This is a genomic window from Streptomyces sp. CB01881, from assembly GCF_002953255.1.
In the GTDB taxonomy this organism is placed as follows: Bacteria; Actinomycetota; Actinomycetes; order Streptomycetales; family Streptomycetaceae; genus Kitasatospora.
Genome location: NZ_CP026498.1, coordinates 4,754,313 through 4,769,857 on the forward strand (window position 1 = coordinate 4,754,313; position 15,545 = coordinate 4,769,857).

Here is a 15,545-nt window from a genome sequence, read left to right on the forward strand (position 1 = left end):
GCGGCCTTCTGCGTTGGCCCGCTCGCGCTTGCGGCGCTTCTCGTCGTCCTCGCGCTGCTGCTGGTACTGCCTCCAGCCCATGTTGTAGACGTCGATCGCGGAGCGGTTGGCGTCCAGGTAGAAGACCTTGTTGACGACCGTCTCGACCAGGTCGACGTCGTGCGAGATGACGATGAAGCCGCCCTTGTACGTCTTCAGGAAGTCCCGCAGCCAGGCGATCGAGTCGGCGTCGAGGTGGTTGGTGGGCTCGTCGAGGAGCAGCACGTCGGAGTCGGAGAAGAGGATCCGGGCCAGCTCCACGCGGCGGCGCTGACCACCGGAGAGGGTGTGCAGCTGCTGGCCCAGGATGCGGTCCGGCAGGCCCAGCGCGGCGGCGATGGTGGCGGCCTCGGCCTCGGCGGCGTACCCGCCCTTGGTGAGGAACTCCGTCTCCAGGCGCGCGTACTTCTTCATCGCGTTCTCCTGGGTGGCGCCCTTGCCGTTCGCCATCCGGTCCTCGTTCTCGCGCATCTTCTTCAGCACGGTGTCGAGGCCGCGGGCGGAGAGGATGCGGTCCTTGGCGAGGACGTCGAGGTCGCCGGTGCGCGGGTCCTGCGGGAGGTAGCCGACCTCGCCGGACCGGGTGACCGTGCCCGCGGCCGGCAGGCCCTCGCCGGCCAGCACCTTGGTGAGGGTGGTCTTCCCGGCGCCGTTGCGCCCGACCAGGCCGATCCGGTCGCCGGGGGCGACCTTGAAGCTCGCGGACTCGATCAGGACCCGGGCACCGGCGCGCAGCTCAAGGGCGTTGGCGGAAATCATGGCTGGGGACTACTCCTGGGACGTGGGCGGGCACCTGGGCGGGGCACAGGGCCGGGGCAGCGGAAGGGGGGCGTCGTCGGTGGACCGGCAGACCGCTCGGGGCGGCGCCGCTCGCCCGCTAGTGCCCGGAGAGAACAGCCATGACGGCAAGTCTACCGGGCCCCGCGAGGAGGCCCGGAGGATGACCGGCCCGGCCGCCGCGCAGGGGGCCGGGCCGTGACGGGCACCCGCGGCTACGGCTGCTCGGTGGCCTCCGGGGCCGCGCAGGTGCCCTGCGGGCGGACGGCGGCGAACGGCTCGGACGGGCTGCCGCACGCCGACTCGGGGGCGGCGGCCTTGGTGTCGAACACCTTGGGGCCGACGATCGGGCCGTCCGAGATCAGCACCCGGCGGCCGTCCAGTGCCTTCAGCGACACCGCCGGGCCGGCGCTGAGCTGCCAGCCCGTGCTGTCCAGCCGGTAGCCGCTGATGCCGCCGGAGACCGGCTGGCCGGTGCTGTTGGTGCAGCTGCGCGGGACGAGCACCGCGTAGTCGGTGCCGACCGTACGCATCGGGTCGTAGACGCAGTTGCCGGCCGGCTTGGAGTTGTAGCGCAGGTCACCGTCGGCGTCGCGGAAACCCATCGTCAGATTGGGTGTGACCACCGCCACCCAGGGGGCGCCCTGCTGGACGGTGTGCAGGGCCGCGGCGGCGCGCTCCGTCGCCAGCTGCTTGCGCTGCTCCTCGGTGCGCTTGTCCGCGCCCGGCTCGCCGTCGCCGCGCAGCCAGTCCGCCAGCCCGGGCACCGCGCGGTGCCAGCGCACCTCGTGGTCGCCGGGGCGCACCGAGGTGACCAGGCCGTCGTCCCAGACCACCACGGCGCTCTCCCCCGCCATCGACAGGTAGAGCGCGGTGGCGCCCTCACGGCGGTAGGACCAGGCGTGGTCACCTGTGGCGCGGTTGTACGCCTCCAGGCCGGGGCCCACCTTCAGCTCCAGATCGGCCGCGCTCAGCGACTGCGCGTTGACCGGGCTGGCGTCCGCTCCGCCCGGCTCGGCCACCCGGTCCCCGAACGGCACCGGCTTGTTGGCGTGCGCGGCCGCGCCCGCCACAAGGACCAGCAGCACCGCCAGGGCAGGGAGGATCGATCGGGGGGTGAGGACACGCAGCGGCTTCCAGGACACGGGCGGAGCGTACCTTTCAGCACCCGCACGAGTCAGCCGGACTTCGCCGGGCGTCCGAAGGACGGAACGCGGGATGGCCGGATCACGCCCCTCGCCCGGACCTACCCGCCGACCTGCGCCGTCGGGCCCGCCGCCGCCCCGTGCGGCCCGCCACGGTAGGACTCCCACGGCCCTCCGGACTGTTACAGAGGTGATACACGCCACGTTGCCGTGGACAACGTTCGAATATCACCCACTTTAGGGCGACATTCGGCTTTTCCGACGCCCGATGGGCCTACCGTCTGCAATCGGGGCACCACGGTCCGTCCTTCCGGCCCCGGTTCCGCGACGCCCGGAGATGCCCGGAGGAGACACCATGCGATACGGCCGCCTGACGCTGGCCGCCGCCGCCCTGCTGCTGACCACCGCGAGCGTCCCCGCCGGGACGCCGCTCAGCCAGACCGAACGGCACAGCCTCTCCTCCGACGCCGTCCAGCCGCGCGGCGCGGCTCCCCGGCCGGTCGTCCAGCGGCCGCAGCACGAGCCGCCGTTCGGCGCCTTCGTCGGTTCCTGGGACAACTACATCCCCCAGCTCGGCCGGTACGCGCAGTGGCTGAACAATGCCGACATGCAGGTCGGTCACACCTATCTGGCCGGAAACGGCTGGGCCGACATCGAGGGCGACCCGGTGGTCCTCGGCATGTGGTCGCAGTGGCGGCTGGCCGCCCCGTCCCGGATGCTCGTCCTCGGCGTGCCGATGCTGGTCCCAAACGAGGCCGACGTGCCGGACGCCGAGGTGGCGAGGCTCCTGGCCCAGGGCGCCCACGGGGACTTCGACCGGTACTTCCTCAAGCTGGCCCGCCGGCTGGTCGCGCTCGGCGGGGCGGACACCGTGCTCACCCTCGGCTGGGAGATGAACGGCGTCACCTACACCCACCGCTGCAAGCCCGACCCGGCCGCCTGGAAGACGTACTGGCGGCGGATCGTCTCGGTGATGCGCTCGGTGCCCGGGCAGCGGTTCCGCTTCGACTTCACCCCGAACCGGGGGGTCGACGCCATCCCCTGGACCAGGTGCTACCCCGGGGACGACGTGGTCGACATCATCGGCATGGACAACTACGACCAGCCGGCCGGTGCCACCTTCGACGACTACGTGCGCGAGCCGTACGGCCTCCAGGACCAGGTGGAGTTCGCGGCCAAGCGCGGCAAGCCGGTCTCGTACCCGGAGTGGGGGCTGTTCCGGAACGGGGACAACCCGGAGTTCGTGCAGCGGATGGTGGAGTGGATGCGGACCCACGACACCAGCTACCAGACCGTTACCGACTACTGCCCGCACGGGTTCTGGCAGTGCGACAGGAACCCTCGGTCCAGTGCCCGGTTCAAGCAGCTGATGGCCGGTTCCAAGGGGACGCCGACCATCCCGCCGCCGGTCGCCCCGGCGCCCGTCCCGTCAGCCGTTCCGTCGCCCTCCCTCCCGGCCACTGCGTCGGCCGCTCCGTCTGCCACTCCATCGGCCGCCCCGTCGCCGTCCGCCCCGGCCGGCTCCCCGGCGGGTGCCCCGCCCACGGCTTCGCCGGGTCAGGCGCCGGGCGGCGTACCCGCCCGGCGCTGAGGACGGAGGGCGGGCCACCTACGGGACCGTCCTCCTGCTGGAGCACCTCGCACACCCGGTCAGCTCCGGCGGCGGGCCAGGAGCGCTTCCTTGAGCCTCGGCAGGCGGGTGTTCAGCACGTGCACCGCGACCTGCCGGGCCCGCACCCGGCCGGCCCGGACGGCGGCGGCCGGGGCCGGGCCGCGCGGGCCGAACAGCAGCCGCTGGTTCGGCAGCTGGTCCGGCCGCCAGCGCTGCTTGTACGGCTCCTGGCCGCGCAGCAGGCCTATCACCGGGACTCCGGCCGAGACCGTCTCCTCCAGCGCCGCGTTGAACAGCAGCCCGGCGATGTCCAGCCGCTCGCGCAGCTTCGGGTGCGCACCGTACAGGTAGAGGCCGCTGAAGGACGGGCAGAGCATCAGCAGGTTCACCGCGACCAGCTCGCCGTCCAGCCAGAAGCGGTGGACCGCGGCGCGGCCGCCGGCGACCAGGCCGGTGGTGGACTCGGCGAGGTGGCGGGCGAACCGCTCGGTGCGGTGCTCCGGGGTGACGCCGCGCTCCTGCCACTGCAGGAAGTGCAGCCGCAGCAGGCCCTCCATCGCCTCCGGCACCTCCTCCGGCGGCGTCGAGCGGACCTCGACCCCGGCTTCGGCGATCTTGCGCAGCTTCACCCGGTTGCGCTGGGCGGTCTTGCCCTTCAGCCGGGTGAGCAGCTGGTCCATCGGCACGCCCGGCAGGTACTGGCAGAGCGAGTCGGCGAACCGGCTCCGGCTGCCCCGCCAGTGCTCGAACACCCGCTGCACGGCCGCCCCGGGGTGCACCTCGCGCAGCTCCAGGCTGTGCCAGGGGCGGGTCAGCGGGAGGGCGGCGGCGAACTCGGCGGCGGCCCGGTCGGCGCAGTCGTCGTCGAGCAGGACGTCGGTGAAGTCGATCAGGCCGCCGCCGAGGCCGGTCAGGCCGCCGAGCGGGCCGCCGCGCCGCCGGAACGCACCGGCGCCGACCAGCCGGCCGTCCCGGCGGACCAGCAGCACCACCAACCCGCCCGGGCGGCCGTACTGGCGCCACCAGGAGCGCTGCCAGGCGGCGGCCTGGAAGAAGGTGGCCGTCCGGCAGCGGCGGGCCAGGTCGTCCCACTCCTCGGCGAGGGTGTCGAGGGCGTCGTCCTCCCCGCGCAGCTCGGTGGTCCAGCGCGGTGCGGCGGACCGGGCGGACAGACCGGTCCCCCGGGCGGCCTCGGTGCTCACCGCCCGCTCCCGGCGGCGGCCTTCTCGCCCTTCCCGGCCTTCTCGCCCCTCCCGGGCTTCTCGGGGGCCCCGGGCTCCTCCGGCTCCGCCGCCCGCTCCGCCGGGGCGTCGTCCCGGGCCGGGGGTTCCTCGCCGCGCGGGCGCGGGGTGGTCGGCAGGGGCCCGGCGGCCGGCCCGGACCCGGTACCGCCGCGGCGGCGGGTCGTCATCACCAGCGCGCCGATCAGCAGGCCGGCCGCGCCGCCCACCGCGACGTCCAGCTGGGCGGAGGGGGTGGTCGGCCGGTCCGGCTCGGCGGCGGGGGCCAGCGGGACCAGCCTGACGCCGGTCTCCTTGCTGCTGGCGTTGGCGAAGGCGACCAGCGAGCGGGCCACCGCGTCGGCGGCCTGGACGGCCTCCTGCGGCCGGCCGCCGGTGCCGGTGATCTCGATCATCGGGGCGTCCGGCGAGGTGGTGCCGTGCACCAGGGACTCCAGCCGGGTCCGGCTGTGGCCGGTCTCGGCGGCGGCCACCGCGAGCACCTGGGGCTGGCCGGCCAGCCGGCCGTACGCCTGGGCGAAGTTGACCGCGGTGGCGCTCTCCCCCGGGTTCTGCGGCACCACGATCACGTAGGAGTTGGCGGCGTACGAGGGGTGGGCCACCGCGGCGTACCCGGCGCCGCCGGCGGCGCCCAGCGGCACCGCGAGGACCAGCGGCCACCAGCGGCGGGCCAGGCTGCGGGCGCTTCGGCGCGGTTCGGGCATGGGGTGCTCCTTGGGTATGGGGGCCGTCCGGCCGGCGGCGGGGTGTTCCGGGGGCGGCCGGCGGCTCAGGCGGGGGCCAGGCGGTCGTAGAGGGCGCCGAGGTCGGCGGCCACCCGAGCGATGTCGTAGTGGCCGACGGCCGGGGGCCGGGGCAGCGGGTCGGTGCTGTGGTCGTTGAGGTGGCGCAGCTCGCCCAGCGCGGCGGCGTAGGCGGCGGCGTAGGAGGGGATCCGGCGGGCCTGCGGGGCGGCGGTGGGCGGGAGTTCGTCCAGCGCCGGGCAGGCGCTGTGGCGGACGGGAAGGCCCGCGGCAAGACCCTCCAGGACGCCGAGGCCGAAGGTCTCCGCGGTCGAGGGGGCGGCCAGCACGTCCAGGGCGGTGAGGAGTTCGGGCACGTCGTCGCGCTCGCCGGTGAGGACCAGGCGGTCCCGGACGCCGAGTTCGGCGGCCCGCCGCTCCAGGGCGGCGCGCTCGGGGCCCTCGCCGACCAGGACGAGGCGGGCCGCGCCGTCCAGCTCGGCGAGCGCCTCCAGCAGGACGTGGAAGCGTTTGCCCGGCACCAGCCGGCCGACCCCGCCCACCACCCAGGCGCCCGGCGGGAGACCTAGCTCGGCGCGCAGCCGCGCCCGGACGGCGGCCCGGTCGGCGCCCGGCCGGTGGTGGCGGGCGGTGTCGATGCCGTTGGGGATCAGCTCGACCCGGGCCTGCGGGACGCCCCACGCGTGCAGGGTCTGGGCGACCTGCCGGGAGACCGCCACGGTGGTGGTGCCGAGGCGTTCGGCGGCCAGGTAGAGGCCCTTGACGCCCCGGGTGACCGGCCGGCCCTCGATCACCCCGGCGTGCAGCGAGTGCTCGGTGGCCACCACCGCCCGGACCCCGGCGAGGCGGGCGGCGAGGCGCCCGTAGAGGCCGGCCCGGTAGAGGTGGGTGTGCACCACGTCGTAGCGGCCGGCGCGGATCAGCCGGACCAGCCGGGGCAGTGCGCCGACGTCCCGGTTGCCGCGCATGGCGAGGTGGTGGACGGTGACTCCCTCGGCGCGCAGCGCGGCGGCGACCGTACCGGGGTTGGTCAGCGCGACCACCTCGCAGTGCTGGTGCGCCGGCAGGTGCCGCAGCAGCAGCTGCAGCTGGCGCTCGGCGCCGCCGGAGGCGAGGCCGGTGACGATGTGCAGCACCCTCACCGCCCGGACCTCCGGTTGCGCCGCAGCTCGGTGACGGTGTCGCGGAACCGGTGCCGGCCGCGCTTGGCGCGCAGCCGCCAGGCACCGTCGCGGTCGCCGACGTAGCAGCGGGGCAGCGCGTAGCGGCCGGTCAGCGGCGAGTGGGCGATGGCGCAGGCGTAGTCGTAGCCGGCGTCGCGGACGGCCTGGGTGGCGGGCAGGTCCACCGCGCCGTACGGGTAGCAGAAGCCGGTCACCGGACCGCCGACGACCTCCTCCAGGGCCCGGCGGCTCTCCCGGGTCTGGATGGCGAGGGCGGCGGCGGGCAGGCCGGGGAGCGACTGGTGGCCGAGGCCGTGCGAACCGATCTCCCAGCCGGCGGCGGCGAGTTCGGTGACCTCCTGGACGGTGAGCAGCTTCTTGCGGGGGCCCTCGACGTCCCAGTCGTTGGCCCGGCCGAGCAGGTCGGCGACCACGTAGGCGGTGGCGGTGAAGCCGTACGCCTGAAGAATCGGTACGGCGTACCGGGCGAAGTCGGCGTAGCCGTCGTCGAAGGTGAGGCCGACCAGCCGGTCGTCCTGACCGGCGGCCCGGGCGCGCATCAGCTCGCGGACCGAGACGCCGCGGCGGCCGCGCCGGTGCAGCCAGGCGATCTGCTCGGCGAACCGCTCGGGGCTGACGGTCAGCTGGTACGGGTCCTCCTCCTCGACCGCCACCGAGTGGTACATCAGGATCCACGGCGAGGCGCCCTGCGGGCCGGGCGGGGCGGCCGCGGGGCGGCGGCTTCCGGGAAGCTGTGCCTGGGGACGGCAGACGCCGGTGCGCGGCGCGTCGGCGCGTGAGCCGCCTGCCGTCGGCACGGCTGCGCGGCGAACGCCCGACAGGGCCGAACGGACGGAACCCCGTTCAACGTCCATGGGGAAGCTTCCCTTCATCGGCAACAGGTGGCGGGCACAGGGCCCGGACGGCGGCGAGGACCGGTCCGCGCACCTCGCGGGCACCGAGGCCGGTGCCGAGGGCGACGAAGGCCAGCGCCACGGTGAGGCCCCCGAGCAGTGTCGAGAGCAGGGGATCGGTGGCGAGCGCCGCCGCGGGGGTCCCGAGGGCCGCCGCGCCCACGGCGGCGGCCAGCAGCCGGGCGTGGCCGCCGAGGACCATCCGCAGGCGCAGCGCGATGCCGCGCAGGACCAGGCCGCGCAGCAGCAGCGCGGCCGTGGTGGTGATGCCGGCCGCGTTGCCGGCGGCCAGGCCGAGGGCGCCGAGGCGGGGGGTGGTGAGCAGCCCGACGGTGACGGTGACGACCAGGCCGAGCACCATGGCGGCGGCCGGGTACCAGTCGAGCAGCCGACGGCCGCCGTCGTCGATGCCCGGGTCGCCGGCCCGGCGGACCACCGGACGGAGCGAGAAGTAGGGGCGGATCATCACGCCGATCAGTGCCTGGGCGGGCAGGCCGAAGCTGTAGACCCGGATGACGGCGGCGGTGGCGGCGGTGTCCTGCGGGCCGAAGGCGCCGCGCTCGAAGAGCAGCGCGACCACCGGGGGCGCGCAGGCGAGCAGGAAGGCGGTGCCGAGCAGGACGACGGCGGCGGCCTGTCCGAGGTCCTTCTCGACCCGGTCCCGGGCGGCGGTGAGGTCCCCGGCGGCGAGCGCCCGGGCGACCAGCGGGAAGGTGACGGTGCAGATCAGGATGGCCGCGGTCATGGCGAGCTGGGAGACCTTGGCGGCGTAGTTGAGGTGCGAGATGGTGCCGGGCGGCAGCCCGGAGCCGAGGAAGCGCTCGATGAAAACCTGGGCCTGCCGGGTCAGGGTGAACGCGGCCACCGGCAGCAGGGCGAACGGGATCAGCACCAGCGCGTGGCGCGAGCGGCGGCCCGTGGCGGGACGGCCGGAGCGCAGCTGGCGCAGGAACGGGGCGACCAGCAGGCCCGCCATCAGCAGGCTGCCGAGCGCGACGCCGATCGCGGCGGAGCGCACGCCCCAGAGCGCGTGGCAGCTGAGCAGCACGCCGAGGATGCCGAGGTTGTACGCGACGTAGATGCCCGCCGGGGCGGTGAAGCGGTGATGGGCCCTCAGCGCGGCGGCGAGGTAGCCGGCCACGCCGAAGGGCAGCACGGTGAACGCGGTGATCCGGGTGCAGGTGACGGCGAGGCCGGGGTCGGCCAGGCCGGGGGCGAGCAGGTCGACCAGCCGGTCGGCGCCGAGTGCCGTGCCGAGGGAGAGCGCGCTCAGGGCGAGCAGCAGCCAGGGCAGGGTGGCGCGGACCAGTTGGCGGACCGGGTCGGGGCCGTCGGGGCGCTCCTCGCGCAACACCAGGGCGAGGGCGAAGGCGGGCACCATGAGGAAGGACATGGCGTCCTCGATCAGCAGCGGTGCGGCGGTCTCCGGCACGGTCCAGGCGACCAGGAAGGCGTCGGTGCCCTGGTTGGCGCCGAAGTAGCGGGCCAGCAGCAGGTCGCGGAGCAGGCCGAGGCCGGAGCCGGCGGCGCTGAGCACGGCGGTGACGCCGAAGGCCTTGGCGAGGAAACCGCGCCGGGGGGCGGTGTGGGTCTCGGCCGCGGGTACGGGCCGGGGGGCCGGGAGGGTGGGGGTGAGCGCGGCCGGCCGGTCGGTGGTCATCGGGTGGCCTCCGGGCCGGCTGCGCGCGCGGCACGGGCGGCGAGGCCGAGGACGACGGAGGTCAGCACGGTGGTGGTGCCGCCGATGTCCGCGTAGAGGAAGTCGACCAGCACCCAGACCAGCAGGGCCAGTGCCGCCAGGCCGGGGCCGGTGGCGCGGCGGAGGCAGCCGAGGAGCAGGCCGAGGAAGAGGGCGAGGTAGGCGACGATGCCGATCAGGCCCTGTTCGCTGAGGACCAGGAAGTACATGTTGTGCGGGGAGAGCAGCGGTTCGCGCTGGAAGCCGATGGTGGCGTCGGCGGCGTCGCTGCCGGAGGAGAGCCGCAGCGGGGCGTGGCTGTCGCGCAGTTGCTGGAAGGCCTTGGGCCCGGCGCCGCCGACCGGGTGGTCCTGCCAAATGCGTCCGGCGGTGGACCAGAGGTCGTAGCGGTCGGAGACGGACTGGTCGGGGGCGGCCGACACGGAGCCGATCGACGTGAGGCGGGCGGTGACGCCCGAGCCGCCGAGGCCGAGGCCGCCGATCAGCACCACGCCGGCGGCCAGGGCGAGGACGGCGCTGCGGACGGCGAGCCGGGCGTCGGCGCGCAGCAGCAGGACGGTAGCGGCGGCCCCGGTGGCGATCCAGCTGCCGCGGCTGAAGGAGACGGCGAGCGGGAAGGCGAGGAAGGCGGCGGCCGCGTACATGGCGCGGCGCAGCCGGCGGCCGCCGCCGGGGTGCCGTTCGCCGAGGGCGAGGGCGAGGGCGGCGAGGAGGCCGTAGCTGACGACGGTGGACATCGCCATGATGTCGAGCGCGCCGAAGGTGCCGACGGCCCGGATCGGCCGGCCGGTGTAGGAGGCGCCGGTCCGGGTGAGGTACTGGTGGGCGCCGACCACGCCCTGGATCAGCGCCGCGGCGACGAAGGAGCCGAGGACCAGCCGCTGGTCGGTGCGGTCGCGCAGGGCGCAGAGGACGGCGACGGGCAGCAGGACGAAGACCTGGGCGAGCCGGACGAAGCCGGTGAGGCTGGTGGCCGGGTCGATCGAGCCGATGGTGGCGACGGCGGCGGCGACCACGATCGCGCCGAAGCGGACGGCGGCGGTCCGGCCGATCGCGGGGGTGCGGCCGCGCAGCAGGTCGGCGGCGGTGAGGGCGACCAGGGCGAGCGAGGCGAGGTCGGCGGCGGTGATGTGGACGGCGGCGGTGACGTCCTTCTCGCCGGTGGGGACGCAGACCAGCAGAACGGTGGCGGCGGCGAGGAGGCTGGGCCGTTCCAGGAGGGCCGTCCCGGCCCGGCGTAAGGCCCGGGCGGGTTCGGGGACGGCGGTGAGGGTGAGGGCCACGCGGGTCAGCTCCCGTCCGGGTGGAGCATCAGGGCCGCCGTGCGGCACAGGACCTTGACGTCCTGCCAGAGGCTCCAGCTCTCGATGTAGCGGTTGTCGAAGCGGGCCCGGTCCTCGATCGAGGTGTCCCCGCGCAGGCCGTTGACCTGGGCGAGGCCGGTGAGGCCGACCGGGACGCGGTGGCGGTCCGCGTACTCGGGGTAGGCCCGGCTGAACCGCATGACGAAGTAGGGGCGCTCGGGGCGCGGGCCGACGAGGCTCATGTCGCCGCGCAGGACGTTCCACAGCTGCGGCAGCTCGTCGAGGGAGCTGCGGCGCATCAACTTGCCGACGGCGCCCATCCGGTGGTCCTGGGAGATGTTCCAGCGGGTCGCCGACTCGTGCTCGTTGCTGGGACGCAGGGTGCGGAACTTGAGGACGGTGAAGACCCGGCCGTCCAGCCCGGTGCGCTGCTGGCGGAAGAGCACGCCGGGGCCGGTGTCGAAGCGGACGGCGAGTGCGCACAGCACGAGCACGGGGGCGAGGGCGAGCAGGCCGAGGCCGGCTGCGGTGACGTCCAGGGCGCGCTTGGCGGCCCAGCCGGGGCGACGCATCGCCGGGCGGCCGACCCGCAGGCAGGGGAAGCCCCAGAGGTGGTCGCCGCCGGTGTGGCGGCCGGTCTCCAGCGAGCCGTACTCGCGCAGGGCGGGCACCAGCCAGACCTGGCAGCCGAGCCGGGCCGCGTCGCGCAGGGCGGCGGCGGTCTCGGCCTCGTCAGCGGCGCCGGCCGTGGCGACGACGTGGTGGACGCGGTGGCGGCGGATCTCGCGCTCCAGCACCTCGCGGCCGCCGAGCACCGGCAGGTCGGTGTCGCCGGCCAGCAGCGGCGGGTCGGGGTCGAGGAAGCCGACGGGGCGCATCCCGTACTCGCCGCGCTCGCTGAGTGCGGCGGCGACACGGCGGCCGAGCCGGCCGGCGCCGAGGACCAGGACGGGGCTGGGGTGGCTGCGGCGGATCCGGCGGACCAGGTGGTAGAGCAGGGCGCGGCCGCAGACGGCGAGCAGCAGCTGGGCGCCGAGCAGGGCGGTGAGCCGGGCCGGGGTGGCGGGTCCGCAGTCGGGCCAGCGTCCGCCGAGGCAGCCGGCGAGGGTGACGGCGAAGGCGGTGGCGACCACGGCCCGGACGGTCAGCGCGGGGAGTTCGTCGAGGACGGAGAGGGTGAGCCGGGTGCGGTAGAGGCCGGCGGCCAGGTTGAGCACGAGCAGCAGCGGCAGCAGGGCGGCCACGCCGAGCAGCGGCTCGACCCGGACCGCCGGGTCGAGCGCGCGGTTGGCGATCCCGGTGGCGTTGCACAGCGCGAAGGCGTCGACCGCGGCCAGGGCGGCGGGCAGGGCGAGCCTTGAGCGGACCGGCCGGCGGTGGCGGCGGACCGGCGGGGCGCTGCGGGTCTGGGCGGACCGGGCCGGGCGGTCGAGCAGGCCGGTGGCGGGCCGGTGCCCGCCGGAGGGGAGCCGGTGCCCGCCGGAGGGGGGCCGGCCGGGCCGTGGCACGCTGTTGTGGTCAATGGTCATCAGCGCACGAACTCCCCTGCTGTGTATCCGGAGTGACGGCCTCCCGGCGCCGGTCGGCCCAGACCGGCCGTCCCGGCCCGGTGGGCGCGGTCCTGACAGCTCCTGCTGCCGCTGGCGGCTTTCTCGCGAATTTCCGGCGCGAAATCGAAATGATGCAGGCAAAATCAGACATCACCGAACGCGGGCTCGAATGCCGGAAGTTGACTTGCCATCTCATTCCAGCCGCCCATTAATAGGTAATTCTGACTCCACGCCTCGCCCGCAACCGGTTGAGGGTGCGAATACGGCAGCGCCAGAGCGACCGGCATTCACGGCATGTGAAACGATCAGATCCGCTGCGGGACACGGGCCCGACGCCGTCCCGCCGCCGGCCCGGCCCCCAGTAGGTCCCGGTAGAGCGCGTCCACCTGTTCGACCACCGATCGCACGTCATGGCGGGCCGCGGCATGGTCGCGCAGGCGTGCGCCGCGCCGCTCGCACTCGATCGGATCGGACAGCGCTTCGGCCATTCGGGCGGCGAGCGCATCGGCATCCTCGGACGGCACCACGGCCTGCTTCCGCTCGGCCGGCGGGAGGCATTCCCGGGCCCCGGACACATCGGTCAAAAGCACCGGGCGGCCGGCCGCCATCGCCTCCAGCGGGGCCAGCGCCATCCCCTCCCAGCGCGACGGCAGCACCACCAGGTCGGCCGCCGCCAACCACGGCCGCGGATCCGGGACGTCCCCGGCCAGCCGGACCCGGGACGGCTCGGCGGACTCCCGCACGATGTCGGCCAGGCCGGCCCCGTCCGGACCGCCGCCGACCAGCGCAAGCCGGGCCTGCGGCACCCGACGCAGCACCTCGGGCCAGGCGGCGAGCAGCACGTCCTGGCCCTTCTGCCGGCACAGCCGGCCCACGCAGACCGCCAGCGGGGCGTCCAGGTCCAGCCCGAGCGCGATCCGGGCCGCCCGCCGCTCGGCCGGCGCGTAGTGGCGGACGTCGACACCGTTGGGCACCACCGCCCAGTCGGCGTGCAGGCCGGCCGCGACGCCGTCGGCCCGCTCCTGGACGCTGACGCAGAGCAGCCGGTGCGCCCAGCGGGTCGCGTACCGCTCCCAGCGCAGGGCGGCGGCGGCCGACGCGCCGTCGACCGCGGCGAACGACCAGGCATGCGGCTGGAAGACGGTCGACACTGCGCCCCGGATGGCCAGCCGGCCCGCCAGGCCGGCCTTGGCGCTGTGCAGATGGACCATGTCGGGCGCGGCGGCCCGGACGATCCGTCGCAGCCGCCACGCCTCGGCGGCGGTGGCCGGGCCGGGCGACCGGCGGGCGGGCCAGTCGTGCACCAGCGCGCCGACCGCGGCAGCCTCCCCGGCCAGCCGGCCGCCGCGCGGGCAGGCGACCAGCACCCGATGGCCGGCCTCGCGCTGGCCGCGGACCAGGTCGACGACGACGCGGGCGACTCCGCCGTCGACGGGCTGTGAAATGTGAAGGATCGTCATATGCACGGCGGCGAGCCTAGGGTGACTCCGCCCCGCCGGGGGCCTGCCGTCACCCGCAGGTGGCGGCCGTCCACCCGTACGGATTGGCGGTCGTACGGGTGGACGAACTCCTCGAAGAAATGCCCGGGTTGGGCGGCAGGGTCAGCGGACCGTGGCGGCCAGGGCAGCCAGCACCTGGTCGTGGATCCGGTTCAGGCCCTTCGGGGCGAAGGTCCGCTCGAAGAAGCCGCCGATGCCGCCTGCGCCCTGCCAGGTCGCCGAGACGGTGACCTTGGACCGGCCCTCGCCGACCGCGGAGACCGTCCAGGTGATCACCATGCTGGAGTTGGCGTCCTTCTCCACCAGCTGGTCCGGCGTCGGCGCCGAGACGGTGAACAGGCAGTCCCGGATCCGCTTCTCGGTGGCCTGGAGCTTCCAGTGCACCTGGGTACCCGCACCGGTGCCGCCGACCCGGACCTCGTACTCGCTGTACTGCGCCGGCAGCAGCTTGGGGCGGGTCACCTGATAGTCGGCCAGCGCCTCGTACACCCGCTCGGGGGTGGCGTCGTAGACGTGCTCGGTGGTGGCCTGCACCTGTCCCATGGTCCTGCTCTCCTTCTTCCTCGGACTGCGGTTTCACCGGCAAGCCAACCACAGCAGGGGCTTCAGGGCCCGCCCGGCCGATCTTGTCGGATCAGGCCGCGGCGTCAGGGTGCGTGCACCGCAGGGCGGAGGAGGGAGGAGATGCTGAGCCTCGGCGACCGACGACAACGCCGCGGGCCCTGCAAGGGCCGGCAGGGCAGGCCCTAAGGCGTGTCTGACAAATGATCATCTGGCCGGTTCGCGGAGCCAGAGGATCAGTGAGGCCAGGACGACTCCGGCGCGGTAGCGGTCGGCGAGCTTGTCGTAGCGCGTGGCGATCGCACGGAACTGCTTGAGGCGGGCGAAGCATCGTTCGACCACGTTGCGGTCGCGGTAGAGGATCCGGTCGAAGGTGTGCGGCCGGCCGCCGAGGGCTCCGCGCCGTCGGCGGTTGTCCACCTGGTCGCGGCGCTCGGGGATCGTGACGGCGATGCCCCGGCGCCGCAGCAGGTGGCGGATCGCACGGCTCGAGTAGGCCTTGTCGCCCAGCACGCGCTCCGGTGTCGTGCGCGGGCGGCCCGTGCCGGCGCGCGGGACACGGATCCCGTCGAGGACCCGGCCGAACGCGGTGGCGTCGTTGATGTTGCCCGGTGTGAGCTTTCAAACCGCTGGAGATGAACAGCCGGACGCCGGAGAGGTGGACGGCGGTCACGGCCGGTCCCCGGCCGAGGGCCTCTCGAGGGCACGTCGCACGTGGTGCTCGTTGTCCAGGTGCAGGTCCCCGGTGAACGCGCGCACGACGCTGTCGCCCACCCATACGGTGGTGATCCGCAGGTCCGGCGCCAGCACGACGGGATGCGGATGCTTGTCGGGCGCCATGATGCGCGCTCGGCCCACCGAAAGCACCAGGGTGGGCGCCGGCCGCCCTGCCCACGGCCGGAAAGCTCGACGCGCTCGGCCCGCAGCAACTGAACGCCACATCGTTCGCGGTGGCCGGCTTCGGCACCCAGGAGGCCCGGCGCGGCCCCGGCCGGCTGACCCACCCGGGTGAAGGCCCCGGTGACCTTCGACGCGTTCGACACTCCGTGGGTGCGCCTGGCGATGACCGCGCCGCAGGGCAAAGGCGGCGCGTGCTACGGGGACTCCGGCGGGCTGGACTTCGCCCAGATCGACGGGAGGCGCCGGCTGGTCGCCACCGCCATCACCGGGGACGGCCCGTGTACGCGACCAACGTCTCCTACCGGCTCGGCACCCCGGTCGCCCGGACGTCCCTCGCCCCCTTCGTCGCCCTGCCCTGACCTCGTCACGGGGCTGATCCACGCGGACAGGCCACCCGG

At 75.0% G+C, this 15,545-nt stretch carries 13 protein-coding genes and 1 pseudogene; 1 reads left to right on the plus strand and 13 read right to left on the minus strand.

All coding sequences use genetic code 11. The features are described 5' to 3' along the window. A partial coding sequence (locus C2142_RS39600) for an ATP-binding cassette domain-containing protein (protein ID WP_241002496.1) occupies positions 1-798 on the minus strand: 798 nt, incomplete at its 3' end. 233 nt (positions 799-1,031) lie between these two features. Further along, complete coding sequence (locus tag C2142_RS10655; RefSeq protein ID WP_148642418.1) at positions 1,032-1,961, minus strand: hypothetical protein; 930 nt, start codon at positions 1,959-1,961, stop codon at positions 1,032-1,034. Positions 1,962-2,316: 355 nt separating this feature from the next. On the opposite strand from C2142_RS10655, the gene C2142_RS10660 reads away from it, so the two are divergent. Further along, on the plus strand, positions 2,317-3,552 hold the full coding sequence (locus C2142_RS10660) for a glycosyl hydrolase (RefSeq protein WP_241002497.1): 1,236 nt from the start codon (positions 2,317-2,319) through the stop codon (positions 3,550-3,552). 59 nt (positions 3,553-3,611) lie between these two features. Here C2142_RS10660 and C2142_RS10665 read toward each other — a convergent pair whose 3' ends face one another. The 11 genes and pseudogenes from C2142_RS10665 to C2142_RS10715 all read right to left on the minus strand — a co-directional run bounded on the left by C2142_RS10665 (position 3,612) and on the right by C2142_RS10715 (position 15,087). Beyond that, on the minus strand, positions 3,612-4,775 hold the full coding sequence (locus C2142_RS10665; protein ID WP_148642419.1) for a GNAT family N-acetyltransferase: 1,164 nt from the start codon (positions 4,773-4,775) through the stop codon (positions 3,612-3,614). After that, the gene (locus C2142_RS10670) at positions 4,772-5,518 is read right to left on the minus strand and encodes a hypothetical protein (RefSeq protein WP_148642420.1); all 747 of its coding nucleotides are present in this window, start codon (positions 5,516-5,518) and stop codon (positions 4,772-4,774) included. Before C2142_RS10670 ends, C2142_RS10665 begins: the two co-directional genes overlap by 4 nt. 65 nt (positions 5,519-5,583) lie before the next feature. Further along, positions 5,584-6,699 carry a glycosyltransferase gene (locus tag C2142_RS10675; RefSeq protein ID WP_148642421.1) on the minus strand — a complete coding sequence of 372 codons (1,116 nt, stop codon included), beginning with the start codon at positions 6,697-6,699 and terminating at the stop codon, positions 5,584-5,586. After that, on the minus strand, positions 6,696-7,595 hold the full coding sequence (locus C2142_RS10680; protein WP_241002498.1) for a polysaccharide deacetylase family protein: 900 nt from the start codon (positions 7,593-7,595) through the stop codon (positions 6,696-6,698). The genes C2142_RS10675 and C2142_RS10680 overlap by 4 nt, the downstream gene beginning before the upstream one ends. Further along, positions 7,585-9,294 (minus strand): lipid II flippase MurJ, encoded by a 1,710-nt coding sequence (locus tag C2142_RS10685; RefSeq protein WP_148642422.1) that lies wholly within the window; start codon positions 9,292-9,294, stop codon positions 7,585-7,587. Before C2142_RS10685 ends, C2142_RS10680 begins: the two co-directional genes overlap by 11 nt. Beyond that, on the minus strand, positions 9,291-10,616 hold the full coding sequence (locus C2142_RS10690; RefSeq protein ID WP_241002499.1) for an O-antigen ligase family protein: 1,326 nt from the start codon (positions 10,614-10,616) through the stop codon (positions 9,291-9,293). The genes C2142_RS10685 and C2142_RS10690 overlap by 4 nt, the downstream gene beginning before the upstream one ends. Before the next feature lie 5 nt (positions 10,617-10,621). Beyond that, entirely contained in the window at positions 10,622-12,166 is a 1,545-nt protein-coding gene (locus C2142_RS10695; RefSeq protein ID WP_148642423.1) for an exopolysaccharide biosynthesis polyprenyl glycosylphosphotransferase, read from the minus strand. Between the two features lie 326 nt (positions 12,167-12,492). Then, complete coding sequence (locus C2142_RS10700) at positions 12,493-13,647, minus strand: glycosyltransferase (protein ID WP_148642424.1); 1,155 nt, start codon at positions 13,645-13,647, stop codon at positions 12,493-12,495. A gap of 141 nt (positions 13,648-13,788) precedes the next feature. Then, positions 13,789-14,229 (minus strand): SRPBCC family protein, encoded by a 441-nt coding sequence (locus C2142_RS10705; RefSeq protein WP_148642425.1) that lies wholly within the window; start codon positions 14,227-14,229, stop codon positions 13,789-13,791. Between the two features lie 203 nt (positions 14,230-14,432). Next, a pseudogene (locus tag C2142_RS10710) lies at positions 14,433-14,947 on the minus strand (IS5 family transposase); the annotation flags it as partial. Beyond that, positions 14,917-15,087 carry a hypothetical protein gene (locus C2142_RS10715; protein ID WP_153882772.1) on the minus strand — a complete coding sequence of 57 codons (171 nt, stop codon included), beginning with the start codon at positions 15,085-15,087 and terminating at the stop codon, positions 14,917-14,919. The pseudogene C2142_RS10710 and the gene C2142_RS10715, both read right to left, overlap by 31 nt. Positions 15,088-15,545: the final 458 nt, after the last annotated feature.